General features: G+C 69.8%; 17 protein-coding genes and 2 rRNA genes (1 of these 19 cut by a window edge). 10 read left to right on the plus strand and 9 right to left on the minus strand.

Features of this window, described 5'->3' with window-relative positions:
• Positions 1-297: 297 nt before the first annotated feature.
• Both QRN89_RS16465 and QRN89_RS16470 read right to left on the minus strand, forming a co-directional pair.
• Positions 298-1,296, minus strand: coding sequence for an inorganic phosphate transporter (locus QRN89_RS16465; protein ID WP_290350206.1), 999 nt, complete (start codon positions 1,294-1,296; stop codon positions 298-300).
• A gap of 6 nt (positions 1,297-1,302) precedes the next feature.
• A complete protein-coding gene (locus QRN89_RS16470; protein WP_027731940.1) occupies positions 1,303-1,923 on the minus strand; it encodes a DUF47 domain-containing protein in 621 nt (206 codons plus the stop codon).
• A 187-nt stretch (positions 1,924-2,110) separates the two neighbouring features.
• Here QRN89_RS16470 and QRN89_RS16475 point away from each other — a divergent pair, with 187 nt between their 5' ends.
• Positions 2,111-2,461, plus strand: coding sequence for a metal-sensitive transcriptional regulator (locus tag QRN89_RS16475; RefSeq protein WP_290350207.1), 351 nt, complete (start codon positions 2,111-2,113; stop codon positions 2,459-2,461).
• Between the two features lie 46 nt (positions 2,462-2,507).
• Here the strand turns inward: QRN89_RS16475 and QRN89_RS16480 are convergent, their stop codons facing one another.
• On the minus strand, positions 2,508-2,675 hold the full coding sequence (locus QRN89_RS16480; protein ID WP_290353984.1) for a hypothetical protein: 168 nt from the start codon (positions 2,673-2,675) through the stop codon (positions 2,508-2,510).
• 99 nt (positions 2,676-2,774) lie between these two features.
• Entirely contained in the window at positions 2,775-3,602 is an 828-nt protein-coding gene (locus QRN89_RS16485; RefSeq protein ID WP_290350208.1) for an SCO4651 family lipoprotein, read from the minus strand.
• 60 nt (positions 3,603-3,662) lie between these two features.
• Between QRN89_RS16485 and QRN89_RS16490 the strand changes: the two genes are divergently transcribed.
• Complete coding sequence (locus QRN89_RS16490; protein WP_290350209.1) at positions 3,663-3,818, plus strand: hypothetical protein; 156 nt, start codon at positions 3,663-3,665, stop codon at positions 3,816-3,818.
• Positions 3,819-4,103: 285 nt separating this feature from the next.
• Here QRN89_RS16490 and QRN89_RS16495 read toward each other — a convergent pair whose 3' ends face one another.
• Complete coding sequence (locus QRN89_RS16495; protein WP_290350210.1) at positions 4,104-4,814, minus strand: phosphatase PAP2 family protein; 711 nt, start codon at positions 4,812-4,814, stop codon at positions 4,104-4,106.
• A gap of 248 nt (positions 4,815-5,062) precedes the next feature.
• Complete coding sequence (locus QRN89_RS16500; protein WP_290350211.1) at positions 5,063-6,073, minus strand: C40 family peptidase; 1,011 nt, start codon at positions 6,071-6,073, stop codon at positions 5,063-5,065.
• Positions 6,074-6,365: 292 nt separating this feature from the next.
• On the opposite strand from QRN89_RS16500, the gene QRN89_RS16505 reads away from it, so the two are divergent.
• The 8 genes from QRN89_RS16505 (at position 6,366) to QRN89_RS16540 (ending at position 15,167) form a co-directional block, all read left to right on the plus strand.
• Positions 6,366-7,157 carry a thioesterase family protein gene (locus tag QRN89_RS16505; protein ID WP_290350212.1) on the plus strand — a complete coding sequence of 264 codons (792 nt, stop codon included), beginning with the start codon at positions 6,366-6,368 and terminating at the stop codon, positions 7,155-7,157.
• Positions 7,158-7,315: 158 nt separating this feature from the next.
• Positions 7,316-7,459 (plus strand): hypothetical protein, encoded by a 144-nt coding sequence (locus tag QRN89_RS16510; protein WP_290350213.1) that lies wholly within the window; start codon positions 7,316-7,318, stop codon positions 7,457-7,459.
• 368 nt (positions 7,460-7,827) lie between these two features.
• Positions 7,828-8,136 carry a DUF8827 family protein gene (locus QRN89_RS16515; protein WP_017945892.1) on the plus strand — a complete coding sequence of 103 codons (309 nt, stop codon included), beginning with the start codon at positions 7,828-7,830 and terminating at the stop codon, positions 8,134-8,136.
• Positions 8,137-8,306: 170 nt separating this feature from the next.
• Complete coding sequence (locus QRN89_RS16520) at positions 8,307-9,134, plus strand: hypothetical protein (protein ID WP_290350214.1); 828 nt, start codon at positions 8,307-8,309, stop codon at positions 9,132-9,134.
• On the plus strand, positions 9,124-10,479 hold the full coding sequence (locus tag QRN89_RS16525; protein WP_290350215.1) for a hypothetical protein: 1,356 nt from the start codon (positions 9,124-9,126) through the stop codon (positions 10,477-10,479). The genes QRN89_RS16520 and QRN89_RS16525 overlap by 11 nt, the downstream gene beginning before the upstream one ends.
• Positions 10,476-12,029 carry an SCO6880 family protein gene (locus tag QRN89_RS16530; RefSeq protein WP_290350216.1) on the plus strand — a complete coding sequence of 518 codons (1,554 nt, stop codon included), beginning with the start codon at positions 10,476-10,478 and terminating at the stop codon, positions 12,027-12,029. Before QRN89_RS16525 ends, QRN89_RS16530 begins: the two co-directional genes overlap by 4 nt.
• A 43-nt stretch (positions 12,030-12,072) precedes the next feature.
• Positions 12,073-13,482 (plus strand): ATP-binding protein, encoded by a 1,410-nt coding sequence (locus QRN89_RS16535; protein WP_290350217.1) that lies wholly within the window; start codon positions 12,073-12,075, stop codon positions 13,480-13,482.
• A gap of 77 nt (positions 13,483-13,559) precedes the next feature.
• Entirely contained in the window at positions 13,560-15,167 is a 1,608-nt protein-coding gene (locus QRN89_RS16540) for a type VI secretion protein (RefSeq protein ID WP_290353734.1), read from the plus strand.
• A 15-nt stretch (positions 15,168-15,182) separates the two neighbouring features.
• Here the strand turns inward: QRN89_RS16540 and QRN89_RS16545 are convergent, their stop codons facing one another.
• The 3 genes from QRN89_RS16545 to QRN89_RS16555 form a co-directional block, all read right to left on the minus strand.
• Positions 15,183-15,734 (minus strand): GNAT family N-acetyltransferase, encoded by a 552-nt coding sequence (locus QRN89_RS16545; RefSeq protein ID WP_290350218.1) that lies wholly within the window; start codon positions 15,732-15,734, stop codon positions 15,183-15,185.
• 184 nt (positions 15,735-15,918) lie between these two features.
• A 5S ribosomal RNA gene (gene rrf / locus QRN89_RS16550) occupies positions 15,919-16,035 on the minus strand.
• An 87-nt stretch (positions 16,036-16,122) separates the two neighbouring features.
• Positions 16,123-17,123, minus strand: a 23S ribosomal RNA gene (locus QRN89_RS16555); it runs 2,120 nt beyond the window's last position.

Consider the following 17,123-nt stretch of genomic DNA (forward strand, 5'->3'; position numbering starts at 1 on the left):
GGGACGATGTCCGCGCGAGGAGTCCGAGGACGGACGACTCAGGCCGCGCGCGACAGAAGAGCACCGCCCCCGAACCGGGACGCGGTGCACGCGAGACCTCCGGCCACGCCCGGCGCGGCTGCCAGGGCGGGTTGCGAGAGTCCCTCCTGGCCCGCGACGCCCGGCACGCACGCTCGCTGCGTTGTCGGAGTCATCCACGTACGTCCAGGACGAGGAAGATCCTCCGCCGTGCGATCGCACGCACCGGACGCCGCAGACCCCGCCCTGCGGGCGGACGGAGCTACTACCGCAACACGCCTAGCCGAAGGCCAGGTTCACGATCCAGAAGCTCAGCGCCGCGACGAACGCCGCGGCCGGCATCGTGATGAACCACCCCATCACGATGTTCTTCGCGACGCCCCACCGCACCGCGTTCACCCGCTTCGTCGCCCCGACACCCATGATCGCCGAGGTGATCACATGCGTGGTGGAGATCGGCGCGTGGAAGAGGAACGCCGAACCGAACATGATCGACGCACCGGTCGTCTCCGCCGCGAACCCCTGCGGCGGGTCCAGCTCGATGATCTTGCGGCCGAGGGTCCGCATGATGCGCCAGCCACCCGCGTACGTACCGAGCGACAGCATCACCGCGCAGACGACCTTCACCCACACCGGAATGGGGTCGCCGTAGTCCTCGACATCGGCGATGACCAGCGCCATCACCACGATGCCCATGGTCTTCTGCGCGTCCTGGAGGCCGTGGCCGAGGGCCATGCCCGCCGCGGACACGGTCTGGGCGATACGGAAGCCGCGCTTCGCCTTCGCCGGGTTGGCCCGGCGGAAGATCCACATGATCGCGGTCATCACCAGGTAGCCGACGACCAGGCCGACCACGGGCGAGACGAACATCGGGATGACGACCTTGTCGAGCACCCCGCCCCAGATGACCTCGGTGCCGCCGGCCAGCGCCGCACCCACCATGCCTCCGAAGAGGGCGTGCGAGGACGACGAGGGCAGACCGAAGTACCAGGTGACCAGGTTCCAGATGATCGCGCCGACCAGCGCCGCGAACAGGATGCCCATGCCCCGGTCGCCCTTGGGCGTCTCGATCAGACCCTCGCTCACGGTCTTGGCGACCCCGCTGCCGAGGAACGCGCCCGCGAGGTTCATCACCGCGGCCATCGCCAGCGCGGCACGCGGCGTCAGGGCGCGCGTCGACACGGACGTGGCGATCGCGTTCGCGGAGTCGTGGAAGCCGTTGGTGTACGTGAAGAAGAGCGCGACCCCGATGGTCGCGACCAGCGCAAAGGTGTCCACGTCCGCTCAGGACTCCTTGACCGCGATGGTCTCCACCGTGTTGGCCACGTGCTCGAACGCGTCCGCGGCCTCCTCGAGCACGTCGACGATCTGCTTGAGCTTGAGCACCTCGATGGCGTCGTACTTGCCGTTGAAGAGATGCGCGAGGAGCTTGCGGTGGATCTGGTCCGCCTGGTTCTCCAGACGGTTCACCTCGATCCAGTACTCGGTGAGGTTGTCCATCGTCCGCAGGTGCGGCATGGCCTCCGCCGTCAGCTCCGCGGCCCGCGCCAGCACCTCGATCTGCTGCTCGACACCCTTCGGCAGCTCCTCGATGTTGTAGAGGACGACCAGATCGACGGCCTCCTCCATGAAGTCCATGATGTCGTCCAGCGACGACGCGAGGGAGTAGATGTCCTCGCGGTCGAAGGGCGTGATGAACGAGGAGTTCAGCTGATGGAAGATCGCATGGGTGGCGTCGTCCCCGGCGTGCTCCGCTGCGCGCATCCGTTCCGCGATCTCGGCCCGGGCGGGACCGTCCGCTCCGAGCAGTTCCATCAGGAGCTTCGAGCCCGTGACGATGTTGTCCGCGGACGCGGCGAACATGTCGTAGAAGCTCGTCTCCCTGGGGGTCAGACGAAATCGCACGTGGGGTCCTCGGGGTGCTGGGTTTCGGTCAGGCTGATGCTAGGCGCATCATCCGGCCACGGCTAACCGGCGTCCCCTCAGTGTCGCCCATCGAGAAGAGAGACCAGCACGGGGCCCTGCCCGAACCATCAGGGATCGGTACCATATACCCACGAGGGGTATACCGGACAGGTCTGCGGGAGGACCGATGACGACCACGGACACGGCCGGCGGACTTCCGGTCACGGCCCATGAGGAACCCGGCCACGACCAGGGCGTCCACGGCTACCACAAGCAGAAGGACGAGCACCTCAAGCGGCTCCGCCGGATCGAGGGCCAGATCCGCGGGCTGCAGCGCATGGTCGACGAGGACACGTACTGCATCGACATACTCACGCAGGTCTCCGCTTCCACGAAGGCGCTGCAGTCCTTCGCACTGCAGCTGCTGGAAGAGCATTTGCGCCACTGCGTCGCCGACGCCGCGCTGAAGGGCGGCGACGAGATCGACACCAAGGTCGAGGAGGCGACGAAGGCGATCGCCCGCTTGCTCCGGACCTGACCCCCGCCCGTCCGAGGGCCGGCCGTCGCGATCGAGCCGGCCGGCCTCACGCGTCGTCGGTCGTGGTCACGCGGACGTTCAGCACCTCGTCGATACGGTCGGGGCTGAGCCGCTCCTCGTCCGCGGCCGATGCCGCGATCATCAACTCACCGCACAACTCGATCTCGGCGAGGGCGACGTGGTCCTGGACGGTCGGCGTACTGGCGGGAGCCACGTGCATTCACCTCTTCCGGCCGGTGTCGGCTTCCTAGCGTAGGGAGCGGGATACACGCCGCGCATGGCACGTCCGGACCATTTACCGACCCCCCGGTGCCTACATCCGGACGCGCCCGGCGTAGATGTCGCCCCGGTCCGGCAGCCGCACCACGACGGGGGCGCCGAACTCGTACAGCAGCGTGGTGGACGCGACGGCGACCGTTCTGCCCTGGTTCGCGAAGCTGAACTGATGGCGCACCTTGCGCAGCCTGCCCTCGGAGTCGAGGTAGGCGTCGAACACCACGGCGTCCTCGGCGAACCCCCTCGCCGCGGCGGCGAGCGCCCCGCGGGCGTGCGGGGACGCGGCCCGCGCGGCGTGCCCGATGTCCGTGGTGCCGCGGTAGTGGGTGACCCGCACCCCCGCCAGCTCCTCGTGGCCGACGATCGTCGCGCTCCGCGCCCCGCGCAGCAGTTCCGCGGCGGCGGCGGGATCCGTCGCCCCTCCGGTGACCAGATTGCCGTCAGACAGCGTCGAGGTGTCCACCCTGACCCATTTGTCCGATGGCACTCCGGCACCGCGGTCCTTCATGTACAGAGCACCGGGCGCGAGCAGTTCGGTGATCGGCTGATGACCGCTGGAGCCGGCCGGGTCCTTGGGGAGGACCACCCGCAGCCGGCCCATGGCGCGCCGGAAGTCGTACCCGCCCTCGCCGCGGATGGTGACCCGCGTCCCGCCGGCGGCCGTCTCCATGGCGGTACGGGCCTTCGCCGTACCGGCCTCGGCCAGCACGTCGGCGGCCTTCCGCACAGTGAGGAGGGGATCCGCACCGGCGCGGGCGTCGGCGACCGCGTCCCCGCCGCCGGAGCATCCCGCGGTACCGGTCACACCCATCACGGCGGCTGCGGCACATGCGCCGCGCCTGAGCCAGTGCTGCTGCACCACCATCGCCTGTCAACCCCCAACACGCTCGCCGCTGCCCCGCATAACGACCGGTACCGTGGAAGGGTGCGCACGTCCGCCCACCACACCACGACCGTCGATCGGGGTTCCTTCGCGCTGGCCCGCTGTTCCTGCGGCTGGACGGGCCCCGCCCGCCGCTCCAGGGAACGCGCCCGCACCGACGCGAGGGCGCACGAGACGACGGAGCCCGCCGAGGCCTGAGAGAAGGCACTCGCGCCCGGCGTCCACGACCGCTCGGGCGCCGGAGGCGATCGGGCGGGGGACGGCCGGACGGGCCGGTCCTGACGGTCGGGAAGACGGCGGGCGCCCGGCGATCCATGCCCTGCACAACGGCCGGGCCCGGTGCGCCGGACGGCGGTCCTGACGGTCAGGAAGGGGATCAGGGCTGGCCGGGCGGAAGCGGATCGGGACTGCCGGGCGGGAGAAGCCGGACGAGCCGGAGCGGGTCAACGACCGCCCGGCCGGGCCGGGGGACGCCCCGGCGGGCTATGCCGCCAGGTCGTTGTGCCCGGGCCGGACACCGGGCTCCGGGATGTCGAGCATCTCGTGCTGCCGGTCCGCGGTCACGGCTCGCCGCGACCGCACGAGCCACCCCCCGGCACCCGAGCGGGAGACGGCCGAGACCAGCGGCGTGAGCAGGGCCTGCGCAAGGGGGGAGAGAAGCAACACCACCGCCGTGCCGAGCGCGAACCCGCCCACGACGTCGGTCGGGTAGTGGACTCCCATGTACACGCGGCAGAAGCCCTCGGCGAGCGCGAGGCCGATCGCCGCGAGCCCGAAGCGGCGGTTGGCGACGAACACCGCGACCCCGACGGCCATCGCCATCGTCGAGTGGTCGCTGACGAAGGAGAAGTCGGTCTTGCCGTCGACCAGGACCTCGAGCCCGTGGTGATCCAGGAACGGCCGCGGCCGTTCCACGAACCCGCGGATCGGCACATTGATCAGCAGGGCGACACCGGCGGCGAGCGGAGCCCAGACCAGCGCGGCGACCGCGCCGATCGAATCCTCGGGCGTGCCGCGCCGGCGCACGCTCCACCAGCACCACAGCCCCACGAGGACGAGGGCGAGCATGATTCCGTACTCACCGACGAACTCCATGACGCGGTCGAACCACGGCGGAGCCGACCGGGCCAGTCCGTTGATGTCGTAGAGCAGGCCGACATCCGGATTCACGCCGTCGAGTGCGAGTCCAGCCATCTGCTGCGGCCCCTTGCCTGTGTGTCGCCAGCAGCGGCGCACGCCCGTGTGCGCCGCATTCCGAGACCCCCGTGGTCGGTGCGGTGTGTACGTACTGCTCCGGTCCAGGGAACGACCCGTTCCGCGCGTACGTTCCTCTCTCCACGAAACGATCACCATGACGTTATCGAAGAGTGATGCGTCGCCCCAGTTCAGGCCGGGCCTTCACGGAGAGTTCCAGCCACGGCCGACGCTCCGTCAGCCGGCCGTCACACGGTGGACCCTGGCGGATTCGGCAGTGCCTCGGCACCGTCCTTGGTCACCCGCGTCGCACCGAAGTAGTCCGGGGTGTCGATCTTGTCGAACCGGATCACCGCCCCGGTGTACGGCGCGTTGATCATATAGCCCCCGCCGACGTACAGCCCCACGTGCCTGATGGCCCGTGAGTTGGTCAGGTCGTCGGAGAAGAACACCAGGTCCCCGGGGAGCAGTTCGTCCCGGGACGGATGCGGCCCGGCGTTGTACTGGTCGTTGGCCACGCGCGGCAGCTCGATCCCGACGGTGCGGTACGCGGCCTGCGTCAGGCCCGAGCAGTCGAACCGGCCGCCCTGCTCCGGTGTGCCGTTCCCGCCCCAGAGGTACTTCGTGCCGAGCTTCTGCTGGGCGAAGTAGATGGCCCCGGCCGCCTGCCGCGACGGCTCCACCCGCCCCACCGGCCGGGCGAAGCTCTTCTCCAGGGTCCGGATGACCTTCACGTAGTTCCGCGTCTCCTTGTACGGCGGCACCCCGCCGTACTTGATCACGGCGTACGCGCCCGCGTTGTACGCGGCCAGCATGTTGTCCGTCGGGTCGCCGGGGGCCTTCTTCACGTACCCCGCGAGCTTGCAGTCGTACGAGGCCGCCGACGGGATCGCGTCCGCGGGGTCCCACACGTCCCGGTCCCCGTCGCCGTCCCCGTCGACCCCGTGCGCCGCCCAGGTGCCGGGGATGAACTGGGCGATGCCCTGTGCGGCGGCATGGCTCTGGGCCCGCGGGTTCCAGCCGGACTCCTGGTACAGCTGCGCGGCGAGCAGCGCCGGGTTGATGGCCGGGCACAGATTGCCCCACTTCTGCACCAGCGGCTGGTACAGGGCGGGCACGGCTCCCTTGGCCAGCGCCACGGCCCCCTTCACCCCGCTCCCGAGGCCCGCGGCGGCAGAGAAGGTCCCGACGACGAGCAGGGCGAGGAAGCTCAGACAGAGCCCGACGGCCCCGCCAGCGACGAGCCACGCCTTACGCACCGTCAATCACCTTCCGCCGCACGGCAGTCCACCGATCGTCAGTGTAGGTGGGGAGGCGCCGGTTCAGGGGGCGCACGCGGGGGTCGGTGAAGCACGGGCGGACGGCCCCCCACGGAGGACGGGGGACGCCGACCCAGGGCGGGCCGGCCGGGGGCGAGGGCCGGGTCGACTCCGGGCGGGGGCGGGCTCGGGGACGAGGCCGGGGCGAAGGGGTGCCCGAGGGCTGTCCCGGCCGGTTACCGGTAGGTAGCGTGTGGCCCGTACACGTGTCTGCGGCGAGAGGCGGCCCGTCATGGCGGAACACCATGCGTTCTACGAGCGGATCTCCGAGAACCGCTTCTCGTCGACCGAGCACACCCGGGGACCCTGGGACGCCGGATCGCAGCACGCCGGCCCGCCCGCCGCCCTGCTCGGCCGCGCCCTGGAGGAGCGGCCGGACGGGCGCACCGACATGCGGCTCGCACGGGTGACGTACGAGATCGTCCGCCCCGTGCCGATCCGGCCGCTGGAGGTGACGACCACCGTCCTGCGCACCGGGCGCAACGTGGAACTCGTCGAGGCGGCGCTCGCACCCGAGGGCGCGGCACCGGTGATGTTCGCCCGCGCCCTGCGCGTCCGCACGCTCACCCGACCCGGACCGGCGGTCGCCGAGGGGCCTCAGGTGCCCTCGCCCGGAGAGACGGCAGAGACACCCTTCTTCGCCGTGCCGTGGGACGTGGGCTACCACACGTCCATGGAAACCCGGTTCACCGAGGGGACCTTCCGGGAGCAGGGCCCCGGGACCTGCTGGATGCGGATGAGGACGCCGCTCGTCGCGGGCGAGGAGGTCCGCCCGCTGGACCGCGTCCTGGTGGCGGCCGACTCCGGCAACGGCATCAGCAACGTCCTCGACTTCGAGCGCCATGTGTTCGTGAACGCCGATCTGACGGTCCATCTGCACCGGCACCCGGTCGGCGAATGGGTCTGCGTCGAGGCCCGTACGAGCGTCGACCCGGCCGGCATCGGCCTGGCGGACGCCCGGCTGCACGACGAGAAGGGCCCGATCGGCCGCAGCGCCCAGAGCCTGTTCGTCGCGCCCCGCTGAGGCCGTCGACCGGGACGTAACGGCACGGGCCGGACCTCGGCCGACCCCGGAAACGTGGTCTGGACCAGCCGCGGTTACGCTGTGTCACGCAGCCGGGAAGGCTGTGAACATCCCCGCCGTTCGACCGACGGCGGGGCGACCAGCACCAGGAGCAACACGTGCAGAACCTTCAGAACGCGGGGACCGGCGCGAAGACGGCGGGCCGCAACGGCGACGCCGGGGGAACCATCGCCGCCGTGACCGTCATCGCCCTCATCGCCGTGGCCATCGGGCTTCTCGGCTACATGGTCGCCAACCGCTGACCGTTTCACCCCCACACCACGGGGCGGCGCCGTACTCCGGCGCCGCCCCGCGCTCATGACCTCCCGTCAGCAGCTCCCGCCCCGCGCCGGCGAGCGCCCCCGCACCGGATTCACCCCCTGGGTGCCACAACGACAGTCATTGCCCGAAGTCACGCTCCGTGATACACAGAGTGACGAAACGTGTCCGCACACCCGCACCGGCCGCACGAGCCACCGCAGGTCAGAGGGCCGGACCGGCATCCGCGCGCGAATCGAGCAAAGAGAGCCGCCAAGTCGGCGCACGCGGACGGTTTCATCAGCGAAGATAGAGCGGTGGCCTGTGCCATGGGGCAGGGGCGGACAACTACCCAACAGGGGCGGTGAGTTATATGTACCTGGCGGCTGAAAAGGGCGACATCACCACCATCATCGGCGGAATCGCCCCGAACTGGGGGCCTTTCGGCAGCCTCGGGAACGAGGCCCGCGTGATGATCGAGGTCGTGATGGCCGTCGCCATCCTGCTCTGCCTGGGCATCGCGATCTGGGGAGCCGCGAAGCAGCGCATCGGCGCCACGGCCCTGCGCGACACCTTCAGCGCGGAACAGGGCAAGGGCCTGATCGTCGCCGGCCTCACCGGCGTCTTCATCATCGGGTCACTGGGGACCCTGTTCACCATCGTGTACGGGATGGCCGTCTGACGCTCCGTACCGCATCGCGCCCGTCCCCGACACCACCCGTCCGTCGCACCCACCTACAGAGGTTGCGTCCCCCTGATGTCGAGTCACCACACCCCGCCCGCACGGAGAGCAGCAGGGCTACCGTCGTACCACGGCACGGCACCGCACACGGCTGAGGGGGCGCACGCGGCATGAGCTACGACGACGAGACCGACGGATTCGGCAGCGGCGGTGCGGGCCAGACCCGCACCCGTCTCCCCGAGGGCGGCACCGGCGACGTCTACGGCGGCGCCCGCCGCCCCACCCGCAACCCCCGCTCCCTCGTCACGGTCGTGGGCGTGGTCGTCCTCCTCATCGCCGCCATCGCCTTCGCCAACCGCGGCGACGGCACGGACTCCCCCAGAACCACCGACACGGCCAAGGGCACGGCCCCCACGGCGGCGACGGGCATGCGCCCGGTGGCGGGCAAACACGCGGGCATCCCGTCGGGGTACGCGAGGGACGAACAGGGGGCGCAGAGCGCGGCGGCGAACTACGCGGTTCCCCTCGGCTCCGCCGACATGTACGACCAGGCACGCCGCCACGAGATCGTGAGCACCGTGTACGCCCCCGAGGTAGTGGGCGCCCGGCAGGCGGATCTCGACAAGGTCTACGCGGACGAGGGCTTCCTCTCCCGGATTGGGCTGCGGGAGGACGGCACGGCCCCCGAGGGCCTCACGTTCATCTCGCGCGTCGTGCCCGTGGGCACCAAGGTGGAGAAGTTCAGCGGCGACACCGCCAGTGTGGCTGTCTGGTACTCGTCGTTGTTCGGGCTGGCGGGGGAGGGTTCCAAGAACCCCGTCTCCGAGAGCTGGTACACGACCACCTACGAGATGAAGTGGATCGACGGAGGCTGGAAGGTCACCGGACACGCGCAGAAGGACGGTCCCGTGCCCGTTGGCCGTGACCAAGCGGCTTCGAGCGCGAAGGAAATGGCCGACGCGGTCGAACAGTTCGGAGGGTTCACCTATGCCCGGTAAGCGCTCCCGCTCCGCGGTCGCACTGACCACGGCGGTGGGCGGACTCCAGGCCGCTTTCATGGTCACGGCCGCCCGCGCGACCGCCGCGCCGACACCGACGCCCAGCCCGAGCGGCAGCAACAGCCCCTGTGACCTCATCCGCGGCCCCGCCCGCGACTACTGCGAGAACGGCGAATCCGGCGGTGCCGCCCGCCGTGCCCCCTCGCTCGACGACCCCGCCGGCGCCCTCGACCCCCTCTCCTCCCTCGCCCGCGGCTGCGCCGACGCCGCCGCCTGGGTCGTCGACACCCTCTCCAAGGCCGTGAAGTCCACCGCCGAAGTGGACTTCACCAACACCACCTTCCTCAGCCAGTACGCCGTCGTCTTCGCCGCCGCCACCTTCCTCACCCTCCTCCTCTGGATGCTCGCCGTGGCCAAGCGCGCCATTCGCGGCGTCCCCCTCTCCACCGCCGTCTCCGAGGCCATCGGCTTCCTCTGGCTCACCGTCCTCGCCTCCGCCTTCACGCCCCTGATCCTCTACACGCTCGTCTCCGCGACCGACTCGGTCACCGACGTGATCGCCCAGGGCACCGGCGGTCAGACCGACGTGTTCTTCGGCGGGTTCAAGGAGGCGCTGCAGAAGGGCGACGACATCGGCGGCGGGCCGATCATGCTGATCGTCGTCTCGCTGGTGACGATCGTCGCCGCCGGCATCCTCTACCTCGAGCTGTTCCTCCGCGCCGTCCTCCTGTACGTCGGCGCGCTGCTCGGTGTCGTCGTGTATTCGGGGCTCGTGGACAAGAACATGTGGGGCCACGTCCGCCGCTGGGCCGGGATCATGATCGCGGTGATCCTCGTCAAGCCGGTCATCGTCATCGTGCTCGGCCTCGCGGGGGCGCTGTCCGCCGACGACGGGCCGGACTCGTTCTCCGCCGTGGTCACGGGACTCGCCATCATCCTGCTCGCGATCTTCGCCTCCGCGATGATCTACCGTTTCGTTCCCGGGTTCGGCGACGAGATCGCCGCGTCCCGCAACAACCGACTCCAGAACAGCGCGGAGAACAAGGCCGCCGCCGTCATCAGTTCCCCCGCCGCCCTCGTCTCCCAGGGCATCAAGACCCACAGCACCCGCACCCACCAGCAGGGCGGGGGCGGCTCGGGAGGCGGCAGCGCCCCGAGCCCCGTCGCCGGCGGGGTCGCCGCCCACAGCACACGCGGGACCGGGAGCGGTGGCGGCGGAAGTGTCCCCTCCGCCGCACCTCCGCCCCGTAGCGGAGGCACCGGCAGCACCCCGCACAGCCACCGCAGGAACTCCGGCAGCACCACCGGCACCAACACAGGAAACACAGGAGGTGGAGGGCGTTGACGACGCAGTCCCCGGCCATCGCGCCCCGCCGCACGTATCTGATCGGCCGGGCCCGGCCGAACGCGCTCATCGGCAAGAACCGCGAGACGGGCGAGATCGCCCTGATCATCGCCGGCGCGTTCCTCGGCATGATGAGCGGACTGCTGGTGCCCGTCCTGTCCCTGCGCATCGTGCTGCTCATGGGCTTCCCGCTGCTCGCGCTGGCCGCCGTGTACGTGCCGTACAAGCAGCGCACCTTCTACCGCTGGTACGAGATCAACCGCAGCTACAAGCGCACCCTGCGCCAGGGCACCGTCTACCGCTCCCGCGCCATGGAAGCGGGCACCCGCGTCGACGGCCGCGAGGTCGAGATCGGTCCCCCGCCCGGCATCGGCCGGATCAACTGGCTCGCCGCCCCCTTCGGCCCGGACGAGATCGCCGTACTGCTGCACGCCGACCGGCGCACCGTCACCGCCGCCATCGAGATCGAGGGCCCCGGCGTCGGCCTGCGCGACAGCGAGGACCAGGAAGCCCTGGTGGACCGTTTCGGCACGCTGCTGAAGCATGTCGCCAACGGCGACGGCTTCGTGACACGGCTTCAGATGCTCGCCCGCACCCTGCCCGCCGACCCCGACGCCCACGCCAAGGACGTAGCCCAGCGCGGCGACCACAGCGCCCCCGCCTGGCTCCAGCAGTCCTACGACCAGTTGCAGTCCATGGTGTCCACCTCCAGCGAGCAGCACCGCGCCTATCTGGTCGCGTGCATGCACTACACCCGGGAACTGGCCGCCGAGGCCCACGCCATGGCCCGGGCCGCCCGCCATGCCACCGGCGCCAAGCGACTCGACAAGGACGCCGGCCTCGCCGTCGTCATGGCACGCGAGCTGACCGACATCTGCGCCCGCCTCGCCGAGGCCGACATCCGCGTCCGCCAGCCCCTCGGCCAGGCCCGGCTCGCCTCCCTCGTGCACTCCATGTACGACCCGGACCACCCCATCGACCACATCCAGGCCATGACCAAGCGCAACGCCTGGCCCGCCGAACTCGACGCGGTGGAGCCCACCTATCTCCAGGCGAAGACCCGCGAGTCCGCCACCCGCGCCCCCTGGTGCCACGCCACCGCCTGGGTGAAGGAGTGGCCGATGACCCCCGTCGGGGTCAACTTCCTCGCCCCCCTGCTCGTCCACACCCCGGACGTGATCCGCACCGTCGCGGTCTGCATGGACCTGGAACCCACCGAGGTCGCCATCGAGCGGATGCTCACGGAGAAGACCAACGACGAGGCGGAGGCCAGCCGCGCCGCCAAGATGAACCGCACCGTCGACCCCCGCGACATCGCCGCACACGGCCGACTCGACCAGCGGGGTGAAGATCTCGCCAGCGGCGCGGCAGGCGTCAATCTTGTCGGGTACATCACTGTGTCGTCGCGTACGCCCGAGGCCCTGGCCAGGGACAAGCGCACGATCAGGGCCTCGGCGGGCAAGTCGTACCTGAAGCTGGAGTGGTGCGACCGCGAGCACCACCGGGCCTTTGTGAACACGCTGCCGTTCGCCACCGGCATCCGCCGATAGCGGCTGACACGCACCGACACGCGCCGATAGGGGCCCTCATCCGATGCGAGACCCGCTGTCCGTCCTCACCGAGTCCTTCACGTCCTTCCTCTTCGGGAAGGTCGAGACGACCCGCTCACCCGTGCGCACCTCCACGGGCCAGGCCCAGGCCGTCTATCTGCCGACCGCCGCGCCGGGCCTCGGGGACTCGGGCGTGATCATCGGCCGCGAGGTGTACAGCGGCAAGGGCTACGTCTACGACCCGTTCCAGCTGTACGGACAGCAGCTCCCCGCCCCGCACTGGCTGGTACTCGGCGAGTCCGGCAACGGCAAGTCGGCGCTGGAGAAGACGTACGTCCTGCGCCAGCTCCGCTTCCGCGACCGCCAGGTCGTCGTCCTCGACGCCCAGGGCGAGGACGGCGTCGGCGAATGGAACCTCATCGCCCAGGAGCTGGGAATAACTCCCATCAGGCTCGACCCGATGGCCGCCCTGGACGACGGTATCCGCCTCAACCCGCTCGACCCGTCGATCACCACCACCGGACAGCTGGCGCTGCTGCGCACCATCATCGAGGTCGCCATGGGTCACGGCCTCGACGAACGGGCGGGCTTCGCGCTCAAGGTGGCGCACGCGTACGTCAACGAGACCATCACCGACCGGCAGCCGGTCCTCACCGACATCGTCGAGCAACTCCGCCACCCCGAGCCGGAGTCGGCGGCGGCGATGAACGTCGACATCGACGACGTACGGGCCTGGGGCCTGGACGTGGCCCTGGTCCTCGACCGGCTCGTCGACGGTGACCTGCGCGGAATGTTCGACGGCCCGACGACGGTCGGTATCGACCTGGACGCCCCGCTCATCGTCTTCGACCTGTCGCACATCGACCGCAACTCCATCGCCATGCCGATCCTCATGGCGATCGTCGGCGTGTGGCTGGAGCACACCTGGATCCGCCCCGACCGGAAGAAGCGCATCTTCCTCGTCGAGGAGGCCTGGCACATCATCAACAGCCCCTTCGTGGCGCAGCTCTTCCAGCGGCTGCTCAAGTTCGGCCGGCGGCTCGGCCTGTCCTTCGTCGCCGTCGTCCACCACCTCAGCGACGTGGTCGACGGCGCCGCTGCCAGGGAGGCGGCCGCCATCCTCAAGATGGCGTCGACCCGCACGATCTACGCCCAGAAGGCGGACGAGGCCCGGGCCACGGGCAGAGTGCTCGGGCTGCCCCGGTGGGCCGTGGAGATCATCCCCACCCTGACCCCCGGCATCGCGGTCTGGGACGTCAACGGCAATGTCCAGGTCGTCAAACACCTGGTGACGGAGGCCGAACGCCCCCTGGTCTACACGGACCGCGCGATGACGGAGTCCTCCTCCCTCCCCGAGGACGTCCGTGCCGCGGAACAGGAGGCGGAGCAGCGCGCGGCCTTCATCGAGCGGCAGCAGCGCCGGCTGGACTCCTCCGAGTCGACGGTGGCCTGACGGTGGCGCACGACCCGCGACGCGGCCCAGGACGCGAACAGCCGCACGAGGAGCGAGGCATCCCGGACGGCCTGCTCGTGGGCGTCCTGGGCTTCCTCGTCGGACTGACCGTCCTGGTCTGGACGGCGACGGGCCTCGCGGGCCTGTTCGCTCACGGCTCCTGGCCGGACGGTGTGACGTTCACGAACACCCCGACGGCCATACGCAGCCTCGTCTCCGAACCGCACGACGTGCCCGCCGCCTGGCCCGCCACCCCTGCCGGCCAGCTGTCCGGTTACGGACTGTTCTGGGGCCTGCTCATCGGCCAGTTGATGACGCTCGTCGTCCTGACGGTCTTCGTGCTCGGCACCCTGGCCCGCTGGCGCGCGGTGCGGGCGCGGCGCAGGGGCATGAGGGAGACGGGCCGGGGCAGGGACATGGCGCCGCCCATCACGGCACCGGTGACGGTCAAGGACCAGCCGCTGCTTCGCACGGACCGGCCGGCGTCTCGTCCGACCGCAGCCGTCACCGACGAAGCGCCCGTGCCCGCGGGAGCCGTGGCCGGTCCCGGTACGGCGCTCCCCGTCGAAGCGGCGCCCCCCGCGCACCCCGGCACATCGGTCGAGCAGCTCACGACCACGGCACCCGCCGAGCTCTCCGATCCCTCAGTGCTCGCATCACCGTCCGTGCCCACGACACCCGCCGTGCCCACGGCCCTGCCCATGCCCGAACCGGTCGCGGTAGCGGGCCCCCGCCGCCCACCCGTCCTCTACGGAGCTCCGTCCGTCCGGCTCCCCTCCGCAGTCCAGGCGATCCGCGACGCCCCGGGGCCCGCGCTCGTCGTCACCTCCGACCCGACCGTCTGGTCGGAGACCAAGGGCGCCAGGGCCAAACTCGGACCGGTCCTCGTCTACGACCCCGGCCATCTCTGTGACACGCCCGCCAGGCTCCACTGGTCCCCCACGACCGGCTGCGAGGACCCGGCCACGGCGGCCGGCAGGGCGGCGGCACTGTTCGCCCCCGTACGGCCCCGCTCCCGCCTCGACGAGGCCGTCGCGGACACTGCCGAAACGCTCCTGCGCTGCTGGTTGCACGCCGCCGCCGTGGACGGCCGCCCCTTCAAACAGGTCCACCGGTGGGCCCAGGGCAGTGGCGCCCACGAGCCCGTACGCATCCTCCGCACCCACCAGAAGGCCGCTTCCGGTCTCGCCGGACTGCTCGAGTCGGCTCTCACCTCGCACAGCGAACGTCGGCAGATCGCCCAGGAACTGACGGCCCGTACGCTCACGGCCCTCTCCTCCGTCCACATCCGAGAAGCCTGCACTCCGAACCGAGCAGATTCGCTCACCCTGGAATCATTTGTGGACGAGGGGGGCACGCTCTATGTGGTGGGTGAATCGATCGAGGACCCGCGCGCCCGCCCGGGTGCCATGCCGCTCCTCACCGCACTCACCTCGAGCGTGGTCGAGCACGGCCGCCGCATGGCCGCACGGTCATCCGACGGTCGGCTCGACCCACCACTCACCCTCGTCCTCGACGACATCGCCGCCGTGGCCCCCCTGCCCCTCCTGCCGGAGATGCTCGCCACCGGCCCGGGCCTGGGCATGCCGACACTCGCGCTGCTCCGCTCCCGGGAACAGGGCCGCGCCCGCTGGCCGCAGCCACTGACGACGCCGGACTCCGCCCCCGGCCCGGGCGCTCACTAGCCCCCCGGAGAGCGCTCAGGACCGCCGCAGTTCGTACTCGATCTCCCTGGCCGACGGATCGGACGGCACCGGCACGGAATCACCGCTCGGTACGAACCCGAATCGCCGGTAGAACGCCATCGCCCGGCCGTTGCCCTCGTGCACGTACAGCCGCACCCGTTCGACCGCCGGCTCGGTCAGAGCCCAGGACCATGCGACGGCGGCCCGGAACAGCTGCTCCGTGACCCCGGTCCCCCGCGCCTCCGGCCGTACGAACACTCCCACGAGGTGCGTCTGGTCGACGGTGGCCGCCTCCCCGAACCGCACCTCGTCCGCCGGGCCTTCCACCATCACGGTCACGGTGCCGATCCAGCGTCCGTCGGAGTCCTCCGCGATGAACTGCCGGAAGCCCAGTCCGGAGGCTGCGGTGTCGGTACGGTCCCGCCAGTACGCCGCGGGCCGGCCCACTGCGTGCTCGTAGGTCTCCAGGAAGGCAATGGGCGCCGCGGGATCCTGGAGAGCGGCCAGCCTGATGTCCCGGGCCTTCTCCCACTCGCCGGCTCGTACGGCGCGAATGTTGTGGTCCATGCCCCGATCCTCGCGGCGCCGACGAGCCTCCGCCAAGGCGATTTCCACCGGTCCGGCCGGCGCCGGCCTCGCCGGGCAGCGGGCCGAAGGGCGCGGCGGTAGCCGAAATCCGCAGCAGGAAAACATGCCCTGAAACGCGGAAAAGCCCCGGACCGTCACGGTCCGGGGCTTTCCCTCAACAATTGTTCGGCGGTGTCCTACTCTCCCACAGGGTCCCCCCTGCAGTACCATCGGCGCTGAAAGGCTTAGCTTCCGGGTTCGGAATGTAACCGGGCGTTTCCCTAACGCTATGACCACCGAAACACTATGAAGATGTCGAACCGGCCGACCACCACGTGGTCTCGGCATGTTCGTTACTTCAGAACTAACACAGTGGACGCGAGCAACTGAGGACAAGCCCTCGGCCTATTAGTACCGGTCAACTCCACCAGTCACCTGGCTTCCATATCCGGCCTATCAACCCAGTCGTCTACTGGGAGCCTTACCCCATCAAGTGGGTGGGAGTCCTCATCTCGAAGCAGGCTTCCCGCTTAGATGCTTTCAGCGGTTATCCCTCCCGAACGTAGCCAACCAGCCATGCCCTTGGCAGGACAACTGGCACACCAGAGGTTCGTCCGTCCCGGTCCTCTCGTACTAGGGACAGCCCTTCTCAAGACTCCTACGCGCACAGCGGATAGGGACCGAACTGTCTCACGACGTTCTAAACCCAGCTCGCGTACCGCTTTAATGGGCGAACAGCCCAACCCTTGGGACCGACTCCAGCCCCAGGATGCGACGAGCCGACATCGAGGTGCCAAACCATCCCGTCGATATGGACTCTTGGGGAAGATCAGCCTGTTATCCCCGGGGTACCTTTTATCCGTTGAGCGACGGCGCTTCCACAAGCCACCGCCGGATCACTAGTCCCGACTTTCGTCCCTGCTCGACCCGTCGGTCTCACAGTCAAGCTCCCTTGTGCACTTACACTCAACACCTGATTGCCAACCAGGCTGAGGGAACCTTTGGGCGCCTCCGTTACCCTTTAGGAGGCAACCGCCCCAGTTAAACTACCCATCAGACACTGTCCCTGATCCGGATCACGGACCCAGGTTAGACATCCAGCACGACCAGAGTGGTATTTCAACGACGACTCCACCTGAACTGGCGTCCAAGCTTCACAGTCTCCCACCTATCCTACACAAGCCGAACCGAACACCAATATCAAACTGTAGTAAAGGTCCCGGGGTCTTTCCGTCCTGCTGCGCGAAACGAGCATCTTTACTCGTAGTGCAATTTCACCGGGCCTATGGTTGAGACAGTCGAGAAGTCGTTACGCCATTCGTGCAGGTCGGAACTTACCCGACAAGGAATTTCGCTACCTTAGGATGGTTATAGTTACCACCGCCGTTT

This window comes from Streptomyces sp. HUAS CB01 (assembly GCF_030406905.1).
In the GTDB taxonomy this organism is placed as follows: Bacteria; Actinomycetota; Actinomycetes; order Streptomycetales; family Streptomycetaceae; genus Streptomyces; species Streptomyces chengbuensis.

Excerpts from the sequence above, each read along its gene's own strand:
- QRN89_RS16520 (WP_290350214.1), top strand. The coding sequence starts at position 8,307 with ATGAGCTACGACGACGAGACCGACGGATTCGGCAGCGGCGGTGCGGGC.
- QRN89_RS16505 (WP_290350212.1), top strand. The coding sequence starts at position 6,366 with ATGGCGGAACACCATGCGTTCTACGAGCGGATCTCCGAGAACCGCTTC.
- QRN89_RS16515 (WP_017945892.1), top strand. The coding sequence starts at position 7,828 with ATGTACCTGGCGGCTGAAAAGGGCGACATCACCACCATCATCGGCGGA.
- QRN89_RS16545 (WP_290350218.1), bottom strand. The coding sequence starts at position 15,734 with ATGGACCACAACATTCGCGCCGTACGAGCCGGCGAGTGGGAGAAGGCC.
- QRN89_RS16495 (WP_290350210.1), bottom strand. The coding sequence starts at position 4,814 with ATGGCTGGACTCGCACTCGACGGCGTGAATCCGGATGTCGGCCTGCTC.
- QRN89_RS16535 (WP_290350217.1), top strand. The coding sequence starts at position 12,073 with ATGCGAGACCCGCTGTCCGTCCTCACCGAGTCCTTCACGTCCTTCCTC.
- QRN89_RS16525 (WP_290350215.1), top strand. The coding sequence starts at position 9,124 with ATGCCCGGTAAGCGCTCCCGCTCCGCGGTCGCACTGACCACGGCGGTG.
- QRN89_RS16475 (WP_290350207.1), top strand. The coding sequence starts at position 2,111 with ATGACGACCACGGACACGGCCGGCGGACTTCCGGTCACGGCCCATGAG.
- QRN89_RS16485 (WP_290350208.1), bottom strand. The coding sequence starts at position 3,602 with ATGGTGGTGCAGCAGCACTGGCTCAGGCGCGGCGCATGTGCCGCAGCC.